Origin of the sequence: Paucibacter soli (assembly GCF_037482845.1) — a bacterium.
Classification (GTDB): Bacteria; Pseudomonadota; Gammaproteobacteria; order Burkholderiales; family Burkholderiaceae_C; genus Paucibacter_B; species Paucibacter_B soli.
On the sequence record NZ_JBBHJW010000002.1, the window covers coordinates 37077 to 57458 of the forward strand.

Genomic DNA, 20382 nt, shown 5'->3' on the forward strand with positions numbered 1-20382 from the left:
TTAGCGAGATGTGGAGCGGGTGAAGGGAATCGAACCCTCGTCTTAAGCTTGGGAAGCTTCAGCTCTGCCATTGAGCTACACCCGCTTGGCTGGGCGCGATTATAGGCAGCTCTCGTGCCAGTTCTGCGGCGCTTGGCCCGAAGGCGTAGACGTCCATGCCCACGCAGCTGTAGGTGAGGCTGTCGTGCAGGCGCTGCGGCGCGTCCTGCCGGCCGCCCGCGCCGGCGGCGATGAACCAGGGCAGCAGGTGCTCGTCGGTCGGGTGCATGTCCACCGCATGCGGCGCCTGCCGGCGATAGTCGAGCAGGGCGTCCCAGTCGCGCGCGGCGCTGCGCGCCAGCATCCAGGCGCGGAATTCGGCCGACTCGCGGATTTCCGGCGCATCGATAGGCGGCACACCATGTGCGAACACGCGCCTCAGGTTGTGTGTGATCGAGCCGCTGCCGATGATGAGCACGCCATCCTCGGCCAGCGGGGCCAGGTCTTGCCCGAGCTGGAACAGCTCGGCCGGGCTGGCGCGCGGCGACCAGGCCATTGGCAGCACCGGCACGTCGGCCGCGGGGACGATGGAGCGCAGCACCGTCCAGATGCCATGGTCCAGGCCGGCCTCGGGCAGGGCGCGCACGCGCGCGTCCCCCAGGCGCTGCTGCAGTTCGGCGGCCAGGGCGGGCGCGCCGGGCGCGTCGTAGCGCAAGCGGTAGAGCTCGGGGTCGAAACCACTGAAATCGTAGACCGCATGCTGGCGTTCGCCGGCCAGCAGCAGCAGGGGCGCGCGCGCCAGCGTGTGGGCCGAGAGCGCCAGGATGGCGCGCGGGCGGCGGCGCTGCAGGGCGGCACCCAGCTGGCGCCAGAAGGCGCCCGCGGCGCCGGGCTGCAGGGCCGTCATCGGCGAGCCGTGCGAGACGAAGAGGGGGGCGAAGCGGCGGTTGCTCATGCTCTTATTGAAGCAGGGCGCGTGGCGCCTGGGGCAGCAGGGGCTTGCATGCTGGGTTCAAGCCATTTGCATGGATGGCATGCAATCCCGCACTGCCCGCCGGGCCGGCGCTGTGGGTACAGTGCGCCCCATGGATGACAGCCCCGCACTCGTCGCCCCGGCCGCCGCGCCGGCCCGCCCAGCCGCCAGGCAGCCCTCGGTGCTGATGCTGGCCTGGCGCCAGCTCTGGCGCGACTGGCGTGCCGGCGAACTGCGCCTGCTGATGCTGGCGGTGGCGCTGGCGGTGGCCGCCGTCTGCGCGGTGAGCTTTCTGGCCGACCGGCTCGATCAGGGCCTCAAGCGCGATGCGGCGCAGATGCTGGGCGGCGATGTGGTGGTGGCGAGCGACCAGCCCACGCCGGCCAAGCTGCGCGCGCTGGCGCAGGCGCAGGGCCTGAGCGCGGTGGCCAGCATCAGCTTCCCCAGCATGGCGCGTGCCCCCGATGCGCAGGGCGGCGCCAGCCGCCTGGTGGCGGTGAAGGCGGTGGATGCGGGCTATCCGCTGCGCGGGCGCGTCGAGCTCGGCGATGGGCGGCGCGTCGGTGCGCCAGCGGCGGGCGAGGCCTGGGTCGACGCGCAGGTGCTCGATGCCCTGGGCCTGAAGCCGGGCGATACCCTGCTGCTGGGCGAGGCCAGCCTGCGCGTGGCCGGCGTGATCGCCAACGAGCCCGACCGCGGCGCCGGCTTCATGAGCTTTGCGCCGCGCGTGATGCTGGCCCAGACCGACCTTGCGGCCACCGCGCTGATACAGCCCGCCAGCCGCGTGACCTACCGCTATGCGGTGATCGCGCCGGATGGTGGCGCGGGCCGCGGCAGCCAGGACTGGCAGCGCTATGCCCGCGAGGCCGCGGCGCTGATCGCCGCCGAGGGCTGGCGCGGCGTGCGCCTGGAGTCGCTGGAAAACGGCCGGCCCGAAATGCGCCAGACCCTGGACCGTGCCGGCAAGTTCCTCAATCTGGTGGCGATGCTGGCGGCCCTGCTGGCAGCGGTGGCAGTGGTCTTGAGTGCGCGCGATTTCGCCGCCCGCCACCTGGACGATTGCGCCATGCTGCGCGTGCTGGGCCAGCCGCAGCGCCGCCTGGCCTGGGCCTATGGCCTGGAGTTCGGTGGCGCGGGCCTGCTGGCCAGTGCGGCGGGCGTGCTGCTTGGCTTCGCGCTGCACTATGCCTTTGTGGCCCTGCTGGCCGGCTTGATCGAGGTGAAGCTGCCAGGGGCCAGCGGCTGGCCAGTGGCGCTGGGCCTGGGACTGGGCATGACCCTGCTGCTGGGCTTTGGCCTGCCGCCGGTGCTGCAGTTGGCGGCGGTGCCGCCGCTGCGCGTGATACGGCGCGATCTGGGCAGCGTCAAGCTCGGATCGCTGGCGGTGCTGGGCGCGGGCGTGCTGGGCTTTGGCGCCATGCTGGTGACGCTCTCGGCCGATCCCAAGCTGGGACTGATCGCCTCGCTGGGCTTTGCCGCCGCGCTGGCGCTGTTCGCCTTGCTGGCCTGGGGCGCGGTGCTGCTGTTGCGGCGCCTGGTGCTGGTCAATGTCAAGGGGGCCGGTGCGCCGCGCTGGTTGCTGCTGGCCACGCGCCAGCTGGCGGCGCGCCCGCTGCTGGCGGTGGTGCAGGTGGCGGCGCTGGCGGTGGGCCTGCTGGCGCTGGCGCTGCTGGTGCTGCTGCGCACCGACCTGATCGCCAGCTGGCGCCAGGCCACGCCAGCGAACGCGCCGAACCGCTTCATCATCAACATCCAGCCCGAGCAGGGCGAGGCGCTGCGCGCCGCGCTTGAGGGCGCGGGCGTGCGTGGCTACGACTGGTACCCGATGATCCGCGGCCGCCTGGTGGGCATCAACGGCCAGGCGGTGCGGCCCGAGCAGTTCGCCCAGGAGCGCGCCCAGCGCCTGGCCGAACGTGAGTTCAATCTGAGCCACGCCGCCGAGCTGCCGCAGCACAACCAGGTGGTGGGCGGGCGCTGGCAGAACGACGAGGCCGATGGCCTCAGCGTCGAGCAGGGCCTGGCCGAGCAGCTCGGGCTCAAGCTCGGCGACAGGCTGCGCTTCGACGTCGCGGGCATCCCGGTGGAGGCGCGCATCACCAGCCTGCGCAAGGTGGACTGGAGCTCGATGCGCGCCAACTTCTTCGTCATCTTTCCGCGCAAGCAGATGGGTGAACTGCCCGGCAGCTACATCACCGCCTACCGTGCACCCGCGGCGGCGGCCGGGCTGGCGCTGGACAAACGGCTCGCCCACGAGTTCCCCAACATCACCGCGGTGGATGTGTCGGCCCAGCTGAACCAGATGCAGGCGGTGCTGGGCCAGGTCATCAACGCGGTGCAGTTCCTCTTCATGTTCACGTTGGCTACCGGCCTGGTGGTGCTGCTGGCGGCCGTGAGCAGCACGCGCGAGCTGCGCACGCGTGAGTTCGCACTGATGCGCGCGCTGGGCGCGAGCTCGGCCCTGCTGCGTCAGGTGCAGCGCGCCGAGCTGTTGGGCCTGGGCGCGCTGGCGGGCCTGCTGGCAGGCGCCGTGGCCCTGCTCTTGGGCCAGTTGTTGGCGCGTTATGTGTTCGAGTTCGATTGGCGCGCCAGCCCCTGGGTGCCTTTGGCCAGCATGGTCTGCGGCGCGCTGCTGGCCCAACTGGCCGGCTGGTGGAGCCTGCGCAATGTGCTGCTGCAGCCGGTGGTGACGACGCTGCGCCAGGCCGACACGCAGTGAGCCGAGCGCCATGAAAAAAGGGCCGCGGAAGCGGCCCTTGCGGCTGGTGCAGGCAGCAATCAGAACGACTGCCAGTCGCCATGCGCGTCGTCCTGCGCCGCGGCGGCAGGGGCGGGCGGAGCTGCTACGGGCTTGGCGGGCTTGGCGCTCCAGCCATCCGCGGCCGCAGCGGTGGCAGGCTTGGCGGCTGGCTTGGCAGCGGGGCGCGGGCTGGCGGGCTTGGGTGCGGCAGCCTTGGCCGCCGCAGTGGTAGCCTTGGGTGCGGCCCTGGCATGGCCGCCATGCTTGGCATCCTCGTTGCCCAGGCGGAACACCGACACCACCTCGGTGAGGCGATGCGCCTGGTCCTTCAGGCTTTCGGCCGCGGCGGCGGACTCTTCCACCAGGGCCGCGTTTTGCTGTGTCATCTGGTCCAGTTGCACCACCGCGCCATTCACCTGGCCGATGCCCTCGCTTTGCTCGGACGAGGCGGCGGTGATCTCGCCGATGATGTCGGTGACGCGCTGCACGCTGGAAACGATGTCGGTCATCGACTGCCCGGCCGCTTCCACCAGGCGCGAGCCTACTTCCACACGGTCCACGCTGGCGCCGATCAGGGTCTTGATTTCCTTGGCGGCTTCGGCGCTGCGCTGTGCCAGGCTGCGCACCTCGCTGGCCACCACCGCGAAGCCGCGGCCCTGCTCGCCGGCGCGCGCGGCTTCCACCGCGGCATTCAAGGCGAGGATATTGGTCTGGAAGGCGATGCCGTCGATCACGCCGATGATGTCGTTGATCTTCTTGGAGCTGGTGTTGATCTCGTCCATCGTCGAGACCACCTGGCTCACCACCTCGCCGCCCTTGGCCGCAGCGCTGGAGGCCGAGGAGGCCAGCTGGTTGGCGGTCTGGGCGGCATCGGCGGTCTGGCGCACCGTGCCGGTGAGCTGCTCCATCGAGGAGGCCGCCTGCTGCAGGTTGGACGCGGTCTGCTCGGTGCGCTGCGACAGATCCTGCGCACCGGTGGCGATCTCGCTGGAGGCGGTGGTGATGGAGCTGCTGGCGGCACGCACGTCCAGCAGGATGTGCTGGATCTTTTCGGCAAAGGTGTTGAAGGAGCTGGCAATGCGGCCGATCTCATCCTTGCTGTCGGCGGGCAGTCGTTGGGTGAGATCGCCACCGCCGGCGCTGATCTCGTCCAGCGCCTTGCGCACGCGGTCGAGCCCGCGCAGCAGGCCGGTGATGCTGCCGGTAACCACCAGGCCGGCCAGCGCCATCATGACGAGGGCGGTGATGGCCGCGGCGCGCAGCAGCGAGCTCAGCGAGGCGAGGGCCTCGCTGCGGTCGGCCGCCACATACAGCGTCCAGTCGGTGTCGGCAATGGCCACACCGCGCACCAGATAGCTGGCATCGCCGACCTTGGCCTCGATCCATTCGCCCTTGGCTTCCTGCGCGGCTTTCAGCGCCTTGGCATCGAGCTGGGCCGAGAGATCGCTGGCCGGCTTGAGCGCCAGATTGGCATCCGGGTGGGCGACGATGCGGCCGTCGGCCATGGTCAGGAAGGCGAAGCCGCTCGGCGTGGGCTTGATGGCCTTGACAGTGGCCACCACGTCGTCCAGAAACACGTCAGAAGCGGTCACGGCCTTGGTCGTGCCGCCCTCCTTGATGGCCTGGGCAAAGGTCACCACCAGCAGTTTCTTGGCCGCATCGACATAGGGCGGCGTGATGATGCTGCCGCTCGCGCCCGCGGCCTGCGTGTACCAGGGGCGGCCGGTGGGGTCGTAGTCGGGGGGCAGGTTTTGTGGCGAGTTGAAGACGATCTTCTTGTCGGCAAAACCGATATAGGCCGCGTCCAGACGGCCCGACTTGGCGGCCTGTACCAGCAGCGGCACCGGGTCGGCCGCTGCCACCGCAGGTGCGAGGGCGGCGATGATGTCTTTCTGCGAACGCACCCATTGGGCGATGGTGGCGCCGCGCGCGGCCGCCAGTTCATCCATCGAGGCCAGCACCTGATTTTGCGTGTGCTTGCGCACGGTGACGTAGTTGGCCACCGTGGCGGCCAACAAGCTGAGCACCACGACGCCGATGCTCAGGGCGATCAGGCGGTTCTTGATTGATTCAAACATGTTCGCTCCTTGGTGGTGCTGGGGCCTTACCGGCCGATCACTTCTTTGCTTAGAAACTCTCCCACTCACCTTCGTTCACGGTTGCCGGTTTGGTCTCGGCACGCGCCGGCGCTGCGGGCGCGGCCGTCGGCGCGGCCTTGGCCGCTGCCTTCATCGGCATGGGCGCCCTGGCGGGCTGCGCCGCCTTGGCGCCAGCACTCGGCTTGGCCGCCGGCGCGCTGCGCGGCGCGGCCGGTTTGGCGCTGACCTTGGGTTCGCTGCTGGAGACCTTGAAGACCGAGACGGCCTCCACCAGTCGCTGCGCCTGCTCCTTGAGGCTTTCGGCAGCGGCAGCGGACTCTTCCACCAGGGCCGCGTTCTGCTGCGTCATCTGGTCGAGCTGCACCACCGACTGGTTGACCTGGCCGATGCCATCGCTCTGCTCACTGGCGGCGGCGGTGATCTCGCCGATGATGTCGGAGACGCGCTGCACGCTGGCGACGATCTCGGTCATCGACTGGCCGGCCGCCTCCACCAACCGCGAGCCCACTTCGACGCGGTCGACGCTGGCGCCGATCAGGGTCTTGATCTCCTTGGCGGCCTCGGCGCTGCGCTGCGCCAGGCTGCGCACTTCGCTGGCTACCACGGCAAAGCCGCGGCCCTGCTCGCCAGCGCGCGCGGCTTCCACCGCGGCATTCAAGGCGAGGATGTTGGTCTGGAAGGCGATGCCGTCGATCACGCCGATGATGTCGTTGATCTTCTTCGAGCTGGTGTTGATCTCTTCCATGGTGGAGACCACCTGGCTCACCACCTCGCCACCCTTGGCCGCGGCGGTGAAGGCCGAGGAGGCCAGCTGGTTGGCGGTGCGCGCCGAGTCGGCGGTTTGCTTCACCGTGCCGGTGAGTTCCTCCATCGAGGAGGCGGCGATCTGCAGGTTCGAGGCGGTCTGCTCGGTACGCTGGCTCAGGTCCTGGTTGCCGGTGGCGATCTCGGTACTGGCGGTGCCGATCGAGTCGACCGAATGCCGCACCGTGCCGATGGTGTCTGCCAGGCGCTGACGCATCGCCTCGGTCTCGCGTATCAGCGCGCCAATCTCGTCGTTGCGATCGTTGCTGACGCTCTGCGAGAGATCGCCGCGCGCGATCGCCTGCACCGCCTGGCTCAGCGAGGCCAGCGGCGCTGCCACCCAGTTGCGCATCATCCAGAACAGGCCATAGCCCAGCGCCAGCGTGGCGCCACCCAGCAGGATCCAGAACGGCACCATGGTGGCCCAGTGCGAGGCCATGGCCTCGCTGCCGGCCACCTGGGCAATCACCCAGAAGCCGCCCTGCGCATTGCGCTTGCCCACTGCGAAATAGCTGCTGGCCTTGCCGCCCAGCACGTTGGGGGCGTCAGACACGTAGCCGTCCTTGGCGCCTTCCAGTGCGGCGATGAATTTATCCACATCGGGCACCAGCTCGCTCACCAGCTTGCCCTTGGCGCTGGGATGCGAGACGAAGCGCGCCTGCTTGGGGTCGCCGTTGGACGCCAGCACATAGGTGCCGCCCGACTCGAAGAACTTGGCGTCGGCGGCCATCTGGTCCATCGCCTTCTGGAATCCCTCCATGTCCAGCGCGATGGCCAGCAGGCCGATCACCTTGCCGGCCTCGCTCTTGAGCGGCTCGTAATAGGCCATATAGACCTTGCCGTGCATGACCTCGCGGGCGGCGTAGGCCGTGCCTTGCGAGAGCGTGGCAAAAGCCGGGTGCGTCTTGCCCAGCGGCGCGGCGTCGCGTTCGCCATTGGCCAGCTTGATGGATGAGGTGATGCGCACGAAGGCGCCATCCTTGAGGGTAAAGATGGCGGCGGCGCCGCCCGTGGTGCCGGCGAACTTGTCCACCTGGGTGGTGTTGCCGTTGAGCTTGGGGCCCCAGTCGCGCAGATCGCCGGTGGCCTCATCGAGCGTGAACACCGGGCCGAAGTCCTGGCGGAAGGTACCAAAGCTCTGCTTGACCATGGTCTTGGCCACATCGTCCATGGCCTGCATGGAGTCGACCAGGGACTGAGTCTTGTCGCCTACCCAGGTGGTGACGCGGTCTTTGGCCGCGCTGGTGAGCAGCATGCTCAACACGCCGCTGGTGCCCAACAACACCAGGGCCAGGGTAACCACACCAACCAGCGACACGCGGCGCGCGATCGAGGTTACTCCAGAGCTCATGCGAGTCTCCCATATGAGATGTCCGGCGTGCAGCCATGTTGCTGACGCCCTTGGTTTGCGACCGAGCGCCGGTCAGAGACTTTCCATCAAGCCCATGTCGGCGCTGCTCATCAGACCCTCGATATCCATCAGGATCAGCATGCGCTCGTTCACCGAGCCGATGCCGGTGATGAAGCTGGTGTCCACCGCGCTGGCATTCAGCTCGGGGGCGGGGCGGATCGAATCGCGGCTGAGTTCCAGCACGTCCGAGACCGAATCCACCACCGCGCCGACCACCCGGCTGCGCACGTTCAGCACGATCACCACGGTGAAGCTGTTGTACTCGGCGTTGGGGCAACCCAGCTTCAGGCGCAAATCGACGATGGGCACGATCACGCCGCGCAGGTTCACCACACCCTTGATGAACTCGGGCGCGTTGGCGATGCGGGTGGGCGGCTCGTAGGAGCGGATCTCCTGCACCTTCAGGATGTCGATGCCGTACTCCTCGGAGCCGAGGCGGAAGGTCAGGTATTCACCGCTGGCGGGCCCCTGGGTCTTCATGGCCGTGCTGCCCGCGGCGTGAGGTACGACCTGATTGGATGCTTGTTGGACGATTTCCATGCTTGACCTCTGGTGGTGCGGGATGGTGGATGGAGAAGAGGGCTCAGAAGGTTTCCCAGCTGCCGTCGTCAAGCGTGGCCGCTGCCACGGGCTTGGGCGCTGCCGGCTTCACGAGGGGGGTGGAGGCCGCCCTGGGCGCCGGCGCAACAGCGCGCGGCGCCGCGCTTGGCTTGACGGTGGCGGGCCTTGGCGTCGGTGCGATATGGGCCGTCTTGGCGTCGATGCGGAAGCGATCCACCGCCATCGACAGGCGCTCCGCCTGGTCCTTCAGGCTCTCGGCCGCGGCGGCGGACTCTTCCACCAGCGCGGCGTTCTGCTGCGTCATCTGGTCGAGCTGCACCACCGATTGATTGACCTGGCCGATGCCGTCGCTCTGCTCGCTGGCGGCGGCGGTGATCTCGCCGATGATGTCGGTGACGCGCTGCACACTGCTGACGATCTCGTTCATCGAGTTGCCGGCGTCCTGCACCAGGCGCGAGCCGGTCTCGACGCGCTCCACGCTGGCGCTGATCAGGCTCTTGATCTCGCGTGCCGCCTCGGCGCTGCGTTGCGCCAGGCTGCGCACCTCGCCGGCCACCACCGCAAAGCCGCGCCCCTGTTCACCGGCGCGCGCAGCTTCCACCGCGGCGTTCAGTGCCAGGATATTGGTCTGGAAGGCGATGCCGTCGATCACGCCGATGATGTCGCCGATGCGCTTGGAGCTGGTGTTGATCTCGTCCATGGTACTGACCACATGGCCCACCACCTCGCCACCCTTGGCCGCGGCCGTGGAGGCCGAGGTCGCCAGCTGATTGGCGGTGCGCGCCGAGTCGGCGGTCTGCTTGACCGTGCCGGTGAGCTGCACCATCGAGGAGGCGGCCTGCTGCAGATTGCTGGCGGTCTGCTCGGTGCGGCCGGATAGATCCTGGTTGCCCGAGGCGATCTCCACCGAGGCGGTGCGGATCGAATCGGCCGAGGTGCGCAACTGCCCGACCAGGCTCTGCAGGCCCTGCTGCATATGCAGCAGCGATTCCAGCAGATGCGAAGCCTCATCCTTGCCTTCGACCCTGATGTTGTTGGTGGTGAGGTCGCCCTTGGCAATCGCATCGGCCAGCGCCTCGGCCTCGGCCAGCGGCTTGCAGATGCTGTGCATATTCAGCAGCGTCAGCGGCACGACGACGAGGGCACTCACCGCCAGCACGGCGATGAAGACCGAGAACACAAGGCTCTGCGTGCTCTCGGCTTGTTGCATGGCGGCCTGCGACTCGTCGCTGAGCGCCTTGCGCAGCTCGTCAATGAGCTGCTCGGCCGCATAGGCGCTGGTCTTGGCCTGCGCCATCAGCTTGTTGGCGGCGGCGGCGTTGTCGTAGCCGCCGGCTTCCAGCTGCTTGACGACCGGCTGCGCCTTGTCGGCGTAGTCCTGCAGCAGGGGCTGGAGCTTGCGCAGCACGACATTGTCTGCATCCTCGGGGCCTGCCAGCATGTCCTTGATGATCTTGTCGATACCGGCGCGGGTCTCATCCCATTTCTGGTGATAGGACTTGACAGCCTCGGCCTGCTCGTAATTGAGCAGCATGTCCTTCTCGTAGCGGCGCAGGTCGCCCATGCCGCGCACCAAGGCCGTCAACGCGTTGGCCTCGTTGACCGACATGTCGGCAAAGTTCCTGGTCTGGCTTTTCAGCGAGCCCATACCGTACAGACCAACGCCGCCCACCAGGGTCAGCAGGGCCAGCACCATCGCGATCGCACCGATCATGCGAACGCGGATGCTGAAGTGGCGCAACATGGCGCTGAAATTCATGCCAAATCCTCTAACTAGCGAAGGGCGCGGCCTCAGTGCCGCGAACGGCGGATCAGGCTGCCCACATCCAGAATCAGCGCCACGCGGCCATCGCCCATGATGGTGGCGCCGGAGACATCGGTGACCTTGCGGTAATTGGCCTCCAGGTTCTTCACCACCACCTGCTGCTGGCCGAGCAACTCGTCCACCATCAGGGCGACGCGACCACCCTCGGCCTCCACCACCACCATGATGGAGCTGACATGCTCGAAGTCGAAGCGCGGCACGTTGAAGATCTGCTCCAGCTCAAGCACCGGCATGAACTCGTCGCGCACCTCGACCACGCGGCCCGAGCCGCCCACCGTCTTGATGGTGTCGGCCTGCACCTGGAAGGACTCGACCACCGAGGACAGCGGCAGGATGTAGACCTCTTCGCCCACGCCCACGCTCATGCCGTCCATGATGGCCAGGGTGAGCGGCAGGCGCACCGAAACCTTCATGCCATAGCCTTCGGCCGAATCGATCTCGACCGTGCCGCCCAGCGAGGTGATGTTGCGCTTGACCACGTCCATGCCCACACCGCGTCCCGAGACATCGGTGACCTGGTCGGCGGTGGAGAAGCCGGGCGCGAAGATCAGGCCCCAGACCTCGGCGTCGGTCATCGAGTCGGGGGCGTCTATACCCTTCTCGCGTGCCTTGCGGATGAGCTTCTCGCGGTTCAGGCCGCGGCCATCGTCGCGCACCTCGATGACGATGGAGCCGCCCTGGTGGGAGGCCACCAGGGTGATGGTGCCATGCTCGGGCTTGCCCTTGGCGGCGCGTTCGGCCGGGGTTTCGATGCCGTGGTCGCAGCTGTTGCGCACCAGGTGGGTGAGCGGGTCGGTGATCTTTTCCACCAGGCCCTTGTCCAGCTCGGTGGCCTCGCCCTGCGTCACCAGTTCGACCTTCTTGCCCAGCTTGGCGGCCAGGTCGCGCAGCATGCGCGGGAAGCGGTTGAACACCACCGACATCGGGATCATGCGGATCGACATCACCGATTCCTGCAGATCCCGGGTATTGCGCTCCAGATCGGCCAGGCCCGAGGTGAGCTGCTGGTACAGGCCCGGGTCCACATTGCGGCTGTTCTGCGCCAGCATGGCCTGGGTGATCACCAGTTCGCCGACCAGATTGATCAGCTGGTCGACCTTCTCGACCGAGACGCGCAGGGTGGACTGGTCCATGCCGCCGGCCGCGGCGCGCGGCTCGGCTTTTGCCGCCGCGGGTTTGACGGCCACCGGCGCCGGCTTGGCCTCGGCGGATGCGACCGCCTGCACCTCGGTGCCGGCGGTGGTGCCGGCCGGCAGGCCGGGCGCGTCGTCGAAGAATCCATAGCCCAGGTCTTCGGCCTTGGGCGCTTCCGCCGGCGGGGCACCCGGGGCACCCTCGTGGAATCCGAAGCCCGCCGTCAGCGGCATGAGCTTGACCTGCTCGCGCGCCACATGGAAGGTGAACAGGTCCAGCAGATCGCTGTCGCTGCTGCCGGTGAGAATCTTGAAGCGGCGGATGCCATCGGCGGCCACGCCCGCGTCGAGCGGCTCGATGGTGCCAAGGTCGGTGATTTCCTTGAACAGCTCGACCAGGTTGTCGGCCAGGCTCAGATCGGTCAGCGGACCCACCTGCAGCTCAAGCTGGCGGGTGGTGGCCTTGGGCACCGGGGCGGGCTTGGCCGGCGCGGGGGCGGTGGCAGCAGGGGCGGCCGCCTTGGGCGCGGGCGCCGGGGCTGCTTCGCCTTCCACATGCGCGCGGATGCGGGCCAGCAGCTCGCTGGTGTCCACCGCGTCGGCGCCCGAGCCCTGGTGGCGGCCCAGTTGCGCGCGCAGGGCGTCGCCCGACTGCAGCAGCACGTCCACCATCTCGGAGTTGGGTTGCAGCTCGTGGCGGCGCAGCTTGTCGAGCAGCGTCTCCATCTGGTGCGTCAGCTCGGCCACATCGCTGAAACCAAAGGTCGCTGCGCCCCCCTTGATGGAGTGGGCGCAGCGGAAGATCGCGTTCAGTTCCTCGTCGTCGGCGGTCTCGATGTTCAGGTTCAGCAGCAGCTGTTCCATGTTGTCGAGGTTCTCGCTCGCTTCCTCGAAGAAGACCTGATAGAACTGGCTCAGGTCAATGCCGGCACTCAGGCTGGCGCCTTCATTGGTCATTTCGCCCATGTCTTGCTCCTGGTTGCGGGGCCGTTCAGCGAATGACCTTGCCGATCACCTCGATCAATTTGGCCGGGTCGAAGGGCTTCACCAGCCAGCCCGTCGCGCCTGCCGCTCGGCCGGCCTGTTTCATCTGGTCGCTCGACTCGGTGGTCAGGATCAGGATCGGCGTGGTCTTGAACTTGGGGTTGTCGCGCAGCTTCTTGGTGAGGCTGATGCCGTCCATGCGCGGCATGTTCTGGTCGGTGAGCACCAGATCGAAGTCGCGCGTGCCGGACTTCTCCCAGGCGTCCTGCCCGTCCACCGCTTCGACCACGTTGAAACCCGCGTTCTTCAGGGTGAAGGAGACCATCTGGCGCATCGAGGCCGAATCGTCCACAGCAAGAATTGAATGCATCGCTTTCTCTCCGGATAACAGGCTGTTTTCGGTTGTGCTTGAAAATTCTTTAGAACAATTCGATGGAACCCGCGTCCATCTCGTCCTGCGTGACGGGGTTGGGTCGCAGTGGCGCTATTTCCACCACCGCCTCGCCGTCCTCGTCGTCGCCAAAAGTATCGCGCGCCAACTGGTCGGCGCAGTTGCGCAGTCGCTGGCTGGTATGGGCGATCAGTTGCGTGGCCATGTCCTGGAACTGCAGCGCGGTAATGGCGCCGGCAATGTCTTCCATCACCTTGTGCAGTCCGCTGTTGCTCGCGTCGGGGCGTTCGGCCGCCAGGCGCAGCAGCTCGTTCACATGGGTGGAAGCACTGTAGAAATGGGCGGAGAGCGACTCTCCAGCATCGTCCAAGAGGCGCTGCAGGCGCTCCAGATCATGGGTCACCGTCATCAGGTGATCCTGCAGCTCAGCCGCGGCCAGCAGGGGAATGAGCCCTGATTCTGGTGGGACTGGCGATTCGTTCATCTGCATCTTGGCTCCGCGGTTGATCATCCAGTTGCAAGCCCGTGAGAGCGCACATTTGCATGCGGCCAGGGCCGCCGCAGCAACTGCTTACATGGCTGGAATCTTCGGCATTTCTTGTTCTCGTGTCGACAGGACAATGAAGTCAAAGCCGGGCTATTTCTGGGAATCGGCTATTTTGTTGCAGACCGAATAAGGGTAAACCCTTGGTGTGGTGTCTTTCCGTGCAATTGCTTGGACTTTTCCTGGGAATGTCCGGGCTGGGGCGTGCCGCAAACTTGGCATACTCGCGGCCATGACGATCCCCACCGCCGATCGCCGATTGCGCGTTTTGCATGTAGAAGATTCAGAGCTGGACCACCAGCTGATATTGGCCCAGTTGCGACGGGCCGGGCTGGAGCTTGACGTTGAACGTGTCGATTCGCTGGCCGAAGTTGCCCAAGCGCTGCAGCAGCCTTGGGATGCCATCGTGTCCGACTACAACCTGCCGGGTTTCTCGGGCCTGGTGGTGCTGGACCTGTTGAAGGAAAGCCGCAAGCTGATCCCGTTCATCCTGGTGTCGGGCGAGATCGGCGAGGACACCGCGGTGGCCGCCATGCGCACCGGTGCCTCCGACTACCTGCTGAAGAACAATCTGGCGCGGCTGGCGCCTGCGCTGCTGCATGCGATCGAGGCCAACGAGGCGCAGCTGGCGCGCGTCGAGGCCGACCGCGAGCTGCGCAAATCCAAGCAGCGCCTGCACGAGCTGGCCGGCCATCTGCAGACCAGCGTGGAAATGGAGCGCGCCGCGATCGCGCGCGAGATCCACGACGACGTGGGCGGCTCGCTCACCGCACTCAAGTTCGACCTTGCCTGGATCGCCCGCCATGCCCAGGACGAGGGCGTGCGCCAGCGCGTGCAGGCGGCGCTGGAAACGGTCAGCAATGCCATCGAGGCGAGCCAGCGCATCATGCACAACCTGCGCCCGGCCATCCTGGAGCAGGGGCTGGTGGCGGCGGTGCAGTGGATGGCGGGGCGCTTCGAACGCCGCACCGGCATCCTCACCTCGGTGCGCACCAGCCAGGAGCAGATCCAGCTGCCCGCCGGCGTGCCCCTGGTGGCCTACCGCACCGCGCAGGAGGCGCTCACCAACGTCTCCAAGCATGCCAATGCCAGCAAGGTCAGCATCGAGCTGAGCATGGACTCCGGCGTGCTGACCCTGGAAATCAGCGACAACGGCAGCGGCATCGCGCCCGGCGACCTCGCCAAGGCGCGCAGCTTCGGCATTCGCGGCCTGCACGAGCGTGCCGCCACCGTGGGCGGTTGGGTGGACCTGAGCAGCAGCGCGCGCGGCACTAGCCTGATCCTGTCGGTGCCGCTGGAAGCGCCGCGCGCCCAGGAGCTGGACGACGCAGCAAACTCCGAAGCGGAGCATGACCCATCTGCTTGGGGCGGAACATGAGCATCAAGGTAATTCTCTGTGATGACCATGCGCTGATACGGCGCGGCATCCGCGACACGCTCTCGGACGTGGCCGATATCGAGGTCGTTGGCGAGGCCGGCGACTACGGCGAGCTGCGCAGCCTGCTGCGCGATCTCGGCCCCGAACAGCCCTGTGACGTGCTGGTGCTGGACATCAATATGCCGGGCCGCAGCGGCCTCGACGTGCTGCATGTGCTGAAGGACGAGGGCAGTCCGCTGCGCGTGCTGATCGTCTCGATGTACCCGGAAGACCAGTACGCGATCCGCGCGCTGCGCGCGGGTGCCTTTGGCTATGTCAACAAGGGCGGCGATCCGCAGCTGCTGGTGCAGGCGGTGCGCACGGTGGCCCAGGGTCGCAAGTACGTGACGCCCGAGATTGCCCAGATGCTGGTGGAAAGCCTCACCGCGCCTGTGACCGAGCAGGCGCACCAGAAGCTCTCCGACCGTGAGCTGCAGACCCTGGTGATGATCGCCTCAGGCAAGCGCCTGTCGGACATTGCCGAAGAGCTGATGCTGAGCCCCAAGACGGTGAGCGTCTACCGCGCCCGCGTGCTGGAGAAGCTGGGGTTGGCGAACAATTCCGAACTCACCGTCTATGCGATCCGCAACGGCCTGGTACAGAGCTGAGTCGGCCGCTCACCGCGGCCTGGCTCAAGTCCGGCGCCCAGGCGCCGATATAGCGCTTACCCTCTCCACAGGCTCTTGCGGCCCATGCCTCTTTCCGCGCCTCACAAGCTGAGCGAGCCCAGCCCTGCCGCGTCGCGCGCGGCCGGGCCGAGTTCGCTGGTGCGGCGGCTTACGCTGCTGAACCTGCTGGTGCTGAGCCTCACCATGTTGCTGACCTTTGCCTTCATTGCCGAGGCCTTCTGGCTGGCCGCGCGCGAGCGTCAGCAGCGCGCGGCCGAACTCAGCGCGATGCTGCTGGCGAGCAACCTGGCACCCATGCTGGCCTTCGAGGATGGCGCGGCGGCGCAGGTCGAGTTGCAGGCCTTTGCCAGGCGCGGCGACCTGCGGCTGGTGCAGGTGCTGCGCACGGATGGCAGCAGCTTCGCGTCCTGGGCGCCGGGTCCGGCGCCAGCGGCCGCGCCGGGCGCGCTGGGCGAGCATGAGCTGGAGGTCTGGGCCGCGGTGCAGCTCAAGGGCGAGAACATCGGCTCGATCCGCCTGCGCGAAAGCCTGCAGCAGCTGCGCCAATTCGCTTGGCAGATGAGCCTGATGGGTCTGGTGCTGATCCTGCTGGCCATCCTGGTGGCGGCCTGGGTACTGGGGCGGGTGCAGCGCCGCGCGCTGGCGCCCATCGTCGAGCTCTCGCGGCTGGCCGACCGCGTGGCCCGGCAGCGCGACTATGGGCTGCGCGCCACGGTGCGCCGACCCGACGAGGTCGGCCGGCTGGCCGAGCGCTTCAATGCCATGCTCAAGCGCATCGAGGTCTGGCAGGGCGAGCTGAACGAACAGCTGCACCAGGAGCAGGTGGCGGGCCAGCAGCTGCAGCAGCTGGCGCACCGCGACACCCTGACCCAGCTGCCGAATCGGCTGTTCTTCCAGTCCGAGCTGCAGCGCCAGGTCGGCCATGCGGTGCAGGCTGGCGAATTGATGGCGTTGATGTTCATCGATCTCGACAATTTCAAGACCGTCAACGACAGCCATGGGCACGAGGCGGGCGATGCGGTGCTGCGCGAGATGGCCCAACGCATGGCCTCGGTGCTGCGCAGCACCGATCTGCTGTGCCGCTTGGGCGGCGACGAATTCGCGCTGCTGCTGCCGGGGCTGGCCGATGCTGCCGCTGCCGAGCATCTGGCCGAACGCCTGATCGCCGCGGTGCGCGCGCCGCTGCATGTGCGGCAGCAGCTGATGCCGGTGGGCGCGACCGTGGGGCTGGCCTTCTGCCCCCAGGACAGCAGCGACCCGGCCGAGCTGCTCAAACTCGCCGACCAGGCCATGTACGAGGCCAAGCGCGCCGGCAAGAACACCTATCGCAGAGCAGGAAATGTGGATGAATGATCGCCTGACATGGTCGGGATTGGCGCTAAGCCTGGCGCTGGGCCTCAGCGGCGCAGCGGCCTGGGGCCAGAACGCCGCGACCGAGGAGCCGCCCAGCCTCGAGGAGCTGCTGCGCCAGGGCCTCTCCGAAGTGCCGCGCGACATCGAGGTGTCGACCGCGACGCGCTTTGCCCAGGGCGCAACGCGCGCGCCGGCGCTCACCCATGTGCTGACGGCGGCCGACATCCAGAGCTATGGCCTGCGCCATATGGCCGACATCCTGCGCCTGCTGCCCGGCCTGCAGGTCAGCAGCAACACCGTCTTCACCTACGTGGGCGCACGCGGCTTGAGCCGGCCGGGCGACTTCAACACCCGCTTGCTGTTCCTGCTGGACGGTCGCCGCATCAACGAGAACGTGCACGATGCCGGTTTTGTCGGGGGAGAATTCCCGGTCGAGGCCGACCAGATCGAGCGGGTCGAGTTCACGCCCGGGCCGGGTTCGGCGCTGTACGGCAACAACGCCTTCTTCGGCGTCATCAACATCGTCACCAAGCGCGCCGACAAGCTCTCCGGCCTGGAGCTGCGCGCCAGCGCCGCCTCGCGTCGTTACGGCGAGCTGCGCGCCAGTGCCGGCGGGCGCCTGCACGAGGCTGGTCTGGAGTGGGGTGCCTGGCTGAGCGGCTACGAGCGCCCCGAGCTGGAACTGCCGCCCTATGTGGGTCCGCGCACGGCCCCGCAATTCCGGCCCAGGGACTGGGATCGCGGCGGCAAGTTCGGCGCCTATCTCAGCTGGCAAGGCCTGACCCTCAGGTTCGGACATGTGGAGCGCGTGCGCGGCACACCCACCGTGCTGGACCGCCTGCCGCAGCTGCAGCTGGACCAGCGCCGCGCCGCGCTGCGCGACAGTTTTGCCTCGATGGCGCTGGAGCGCAGCTTGGGCGAGGACTGGGACCTGTGGCTGAGTCTGTCGACCCAGCGCTTCCTGTACCGCGACGACGACCCCTACCGCGACGAGCAGGGTCTGCGCCAGCAGTTCCGCAGCGACAATCTGGGGCGCTGGAGCATCGCCGAGGCGCGCCTGGGCACGCAACGCTGGGCGGGGCATTACCTCAGCCTGGGTGTCGAGTACCAGCATGACGCACAGCAGCGCATCAGCTACGGCAATGTCGGCGAACCCGAATGGGGCTCCTTCTGGGGCAACGACCGGCGCTGGGGCCTGTTCATCCAGGACGAATGGCGCGTCGCCAGCCAGCACACCCTGGTGCTGGGCCTGCGGCGCGACGATGCGGTGGAGGCCGGGCGCAGCCTCAACCCGCGCGCGGCCTGGATCTGGGCACTGCGCGAGGACGCCACGCTGCGACTTGCCTACGGCAGCGCCTTTCGCGGTGCCAATCTGTACGAGTTCCAGGTCAATGCGGTGTACGAGCGCGAGCAGCCGCGGCGCGAGCGCGTCCGAACCCTGGAGCTGTCGCTGGACCATGCGCTGACGCGCCAGTGGCGCTACCAGGCCTCGGTCTACCAGTCGCGCCTGCACGACCTCATCACCGCCAGCGGCGCGCAAGGCATCTTCGAGAACGCCGCGGCGGTGCGCAGCCGCGGGCTGGACCTGGCCCTGCAGGGGCAATGGGCCGGCGGGCAGCGCGGCGAGCTGAGCTGGAGCCTGCAGCAGTCGCGCGATGCCGAGGGCCAGCGCCTGAGCAATTCGCCGCGCCAGTTGCTGAAGGCGCGCTGGAGCATACCGCTGCTGCGTCAGGATCTGCGCCTGGGCCTGCAGGCCCTGGCCCTGAGCCGGCACGACACGCCGGCGCTGCCGCAGCCCGGCTATGCCCTGCTGCACGCCAACCTGCTGTGGCAGCCGGATCGCGCCACCGACGTTGCGCTGGGCCTTTACAACCTGGCCAACAAGCGGGTGATCGAGCGCGCGGATCCAGGCAGCGGCCCTGGCGAAAAACAGGAAGGGCGCATGCTGCAGCTGAGCCTGACGCGGCGCTTCGGATCATGATGCGCCTGCTCCTGTTGCTGTGCCTGGTTCTGTGCCAAGCCGCGGCGCATGCGGCGGGCGGCCTGGACGAGGCGCAGATGCGCGCCGCCTTCGTGCACCGCTTTGCCCAGTACACGCAATGGCCGCCGCCGCCGCTGCGCGAGTTCACCTATTGCACGGCCGGCATCGAGGGGGACGGCGAGGCCTGGCGCCAGCTGCCCAGCCGGCCCATGGGCGGGTTGCCGATCCAACTCGTCAACCTGGACTCGCCACAGCAGGTCGCCCAATGCCAGCTGCTGGTGTTGGGGCACAGCGATCGCGCCGAGCTGCGGCGCTGGATGCATGCCATCGGCGACTTGCCGGTGCTGGTGGTGGGCGCCTCGCCCGAGGCCTATCGCGCCGGCGCCAGCATCGTGCTGATGCTGGAGCCGCAGGGCCTGGCCTTTCGCATCAACAACACCGAGGCCAGGCGGCGCGGCCTGGTGCTGAGCTCGCAGATGCTGAAGCTGGCGCGCGAGGTGCGCTGATCAGGGCCCTCAGGTAAAGGCGGCGAGCAGCCGCTCCATCGCCACCATGAAGGGCGTCTGCATCAGCGGCAGGGTGGCCACCATGCCGATCAGGCCTATGCTCACGGTGAGCGGAAAACCCACCGAAAAGACGCTGATCTGCGGCGCCACGCGCGCGATCACGCCCAGCACCAGGTTCACGAACATCAGCATGGTGATCAGGGGCAGGGCGATCCACAGGCCGATGCGGAAGATCTCGGCGCCCCAGATCTGGGGCTGGGCCACGCGCAGGAAGTGAAAGGGCTCGTCGCCCACCGGAAAGGCCTGGAAGCTCTGCACCAGCGCATTGATGAGCAGCAGGTGGCCGTTGATGGCGATGAAGAGAAAGGCCACCATGCTGCCGAAGAAGCGCGCGCTGGCGGTGCCCTGGCTGCCGGTGGCGGGGTCGAAGAAGCCGGCGAAATTCAGCCCCATCTGCAAACCGATCAGCTCGCCCGCAAACTCCAGCGCGGCGAACACCAGGCGCACCGCAAAGCCCATGGAAAGTCCGATCAGCAGCTGCTGCGCCACCAGCAGGAGCAGCATGGGCAGCGAATCCAGCGGCGCCAGCGGCATCGGCGGCAGCGAGGGCTGGGCCGCCATCGCCACGAAGATCGCCAGCCCGACGCGCACCCGCATGGGCATATTGCGCTGGCTGAACACCGGCAGGCCGGCGAATAGCGCCAGCGTGCGCACAAAGGGCCACAGCAGCGGATTCAGCCAGGCCAGTAGCTGGGCCTCGGTGAGGCTGAACATGTGGGACTTCCTCAGCCCACGACTTGCGGGATGGTCTGCAGCGTGCGCTGGATGTACTCGACCAGGGTGGTCACCATCCAGGGCCCGGTGATGGCCAGCACCAGCACCGCCGCGAGCACCTTGGGCACGAAGGACAGGGTGGCCTCATTGATCTGGGTGGCGGCCTGGAAGATGCTCACCACCACGCCCACCGCCAGCACGGTCAGCAGCACCGGTGCGGCCACCAGCATCAGCATGTAGAGGCCTTGTTGGCCAAACGTGAATACCTGTTGTGCGTCCAT

At 67.8% G+C, this 20382-nt stretch carries 16 protein-coding genes and 1 tRNA gene; 6 read left to right on the top strand and 11 right to left on the bottom strand.

The features are described 5' to 3' along the window. Nucleotides 1–11: 11 nt before the first annotated feature. Together WG898_RS04855 and WG898_RS04860 are read right to left on the bottom strand one after the other, a co-directional pair. Nucleotides 12–85 (bottom strand) — tRNA-Gly (locus WG898_RS04855). Next, on the bottom strand, nt 59–934 hold the full coding sequence (locus WG898_RS04860) for a dioxygenase family protein (RefSeq protein WP_339601643.1): 876 nt from the start codon (nt 932–934) through the stop codon (nt 59–61). Before WG898_RS04860 ends, WG898_RS04855 begins: the two co-directional genes overlap by 27 nt. 205 nt (nt 935–1139) lie before the next feature. Here WG898_RS04860 and WG898_RS04865 point away from each other — a divergent pair, with 205 nt between their 5' ends. Next, nucleotides 1140–3668 (top strand): ABC transporter permease, encoded by a 2529-nt coding sequence (locus tag WG898_RS04865; protein WP_339602240.1) that lies wholly within the window; start codon nt 1140–1142, stop codon nt 3666–3668. Between the two features lie 59 nt (nt 3669–3727). Here the strand turns inward: WG898_RS04865 and WG898_RS04870 are convergent, their stop codons facing one another. The 7 genes from WG898_RS04870 to WG898_RS04900 all read right to left on the bottom strand — a co-directional run bounded on the left by WG898_RS04870 (nt 3728) and on the right by WG898_RS04900 (nt 13306). After that, nucleotides 3728–5767, bottom strand: coding sequence for a methyl-accepting chemotaxis protein (locus tag WG898_RS04870; RefSeq protein WP_339601644.1), 2040 nt, complete (start codon nt 5765–5767; stop codon nt 3728–3730). A 49-nt stretch (nt 5768–5816) separates the two neighbouring features. Continuing rightward, nucleotides 5817–7943 (bottom strand): methyl-accepting chemotaxis protein, encoded by a 2127-nt coding sequence (locus tag WG898_RS04875; protein WP_339601645.1) that lies wholly within the window; start codon nt 7941–7943, stop codon nt 5817–5819. Nucleotides 7944–8015: 72 nt separating this feature from the next. After that, the gene (locus WG898_RS04880) at nt 8016–8483 is read right to left on the bottom strand and encodes a chemotaxis protein CheW (protein ID WP_339602241.1); all 468 of its coding nucleotides are present in this window, start codon (nt 8481–8483) and stop codon (nt 8016–8018) included. A 103-nt stretch (nt 8484–8586) separates the two neighbouring features. Further along, a complete protein-coding gene (locus WG898_RS04885) occupies nt 8587–10323 on the bottom strand; it encodes a methyl-accepting chemotaxis protein (RefSeq protein WP_339601646.1) in 1737 nt (578 codons plus the stop codon). 32 nt (nt 10324–10355) lie between these two features. Continuing rightward, a complete protein-coding gene (locus WG898_RS04890; RefSeq protein ID WP_339601647.1) occupies nt 10356–12488 on the bottom strand; it encodes a chemotaxis protein CheA in 2133 nt (710 codons plus the stop codon). Nucleotides 12489–12513: 25 nt separating this feature from the next. Continuing rightward, entirely contained in the window at nt 12514–12876 is a 363-nt protein-coding gene (locus WG898_RS04895) for a response regulator (RefSeq protein ID WP_285231347.1), read from the bottom strand. A 49-nt stretch (nt 12877–12925) separates the two neighbouring features. Continuing rightward, nucleotides 12926–13306 carry a hypothetical protein gene (locus WG898_RS04900; RefSeq protein ID WP_339601648.1) on the bottom strand — a complete coding sequence of 127 codons (381 nt, stop codon included), beginning with the start codon at nt 13304–13306 and terminating at the stop codon, nt 12926–12928. Between the two features lie 367 nt (nt 13307–13673). On the opposite strand from WG898_RS04900, the gene WG898_RS04905 reads away from it, so the two are divergent. The 5 genes from WG898_RS04905 to WG898_RS04925 all read left to right on the top strand — a co-directional run bounded on the left by WG898_RS04905 (nt 13674) and on the right by WG898_RS04925 (nt 19327). Continuing rightward, the gene (locus tag WG898_RS04905) at nt 13674–14819 is read left to right on the top strand and encodes a hybrid sensor histidine kinase/response regulator (RefSeq protein WP_339601649.1); all 1146 of its coding nucleotides are present in this window, start codon (nt 13674–13676) and stop codon (nt 14817–14819) included. Then, nucleotides 14816–15466, top strand: a complete 651-nt coding sequence (locus tag WG898_RS04910; RefSeq protein ID WP_339601650.1) for a response regulator — start codon at nt 14816–14818, stop codon at nt 15464–15466. Before WG898_RS04905 ends, WG898_RS04910 begins: the two co-directional genes overlap by 4 nt. Before the next feature lie 84 nt (nt 15467–15550). Continuing rightward, nucleotides 15551–16840, top strand: a complete 1290-nt coding sequence (locus WG898_RS04915) for a diguanylate cyclase domain-containing protein (RefSeq protein WP_339601651.1) — start codon at nt 15551–15553, stop codon at nt 16838–16840. Beyond that, nucleotides 16833–18821: a TonB-dependent receptor plug domain-containing protein gene (locus tag WG898_RS04920; protein WP_339601652.1), complete on the top strand. Its 1989-nt coding sequence runs from the start codon at nt 16833–16835 to the stop codon at nt 18819–18821. The genes WG898_RS04915 and WG898_RS04920 overlap by 8 nt, the downstream gene beginning before the upstream one ends. Next, the gene (locus WG898_RS04925; protein WP_339601653.1) at nt 18818–19327 is read left to right on the top strand and encodes a YfiR family protein; all 510 of its coding nucleotides are present in this window, start codon (nt 18818–18820) and stop codon (nt 19325–19327) included. Before WG898_RS04920 ends, WG898_RS04925 begins: the two co-directional genes overlap by 4 nt. A 9-nt stretch (nt 19328–19336) precedes the next feature. Here the strand turns inward: WG898_RS04925 and fliR are convergent, their stop codons facing one another. Next, nucleotides 19337–20101 (bottom strand): flagellar biosynthetic protein FliR, encoded by a 765-nt coding sequence (gene fliR / locus WG898_RS04930; protein WP_339601654.1) that lies wholly within the window; start codon nt 20099–20101, stop codon nt 19337–19339. An 11-nt stretch (nt 20102–20112) separates the two neighbouring features. Continuing rightward, on the bottom strand, nt 20113–20382 hold the full coding sequence (gene fliQ, locus WG898_RS04935) for a flagellar biosynthesis protein FliQ (RefSeq protein WP_285231355.1): 270 nt from the start codon (nt 20380–20382) through the stop codon (nt 20113–20115).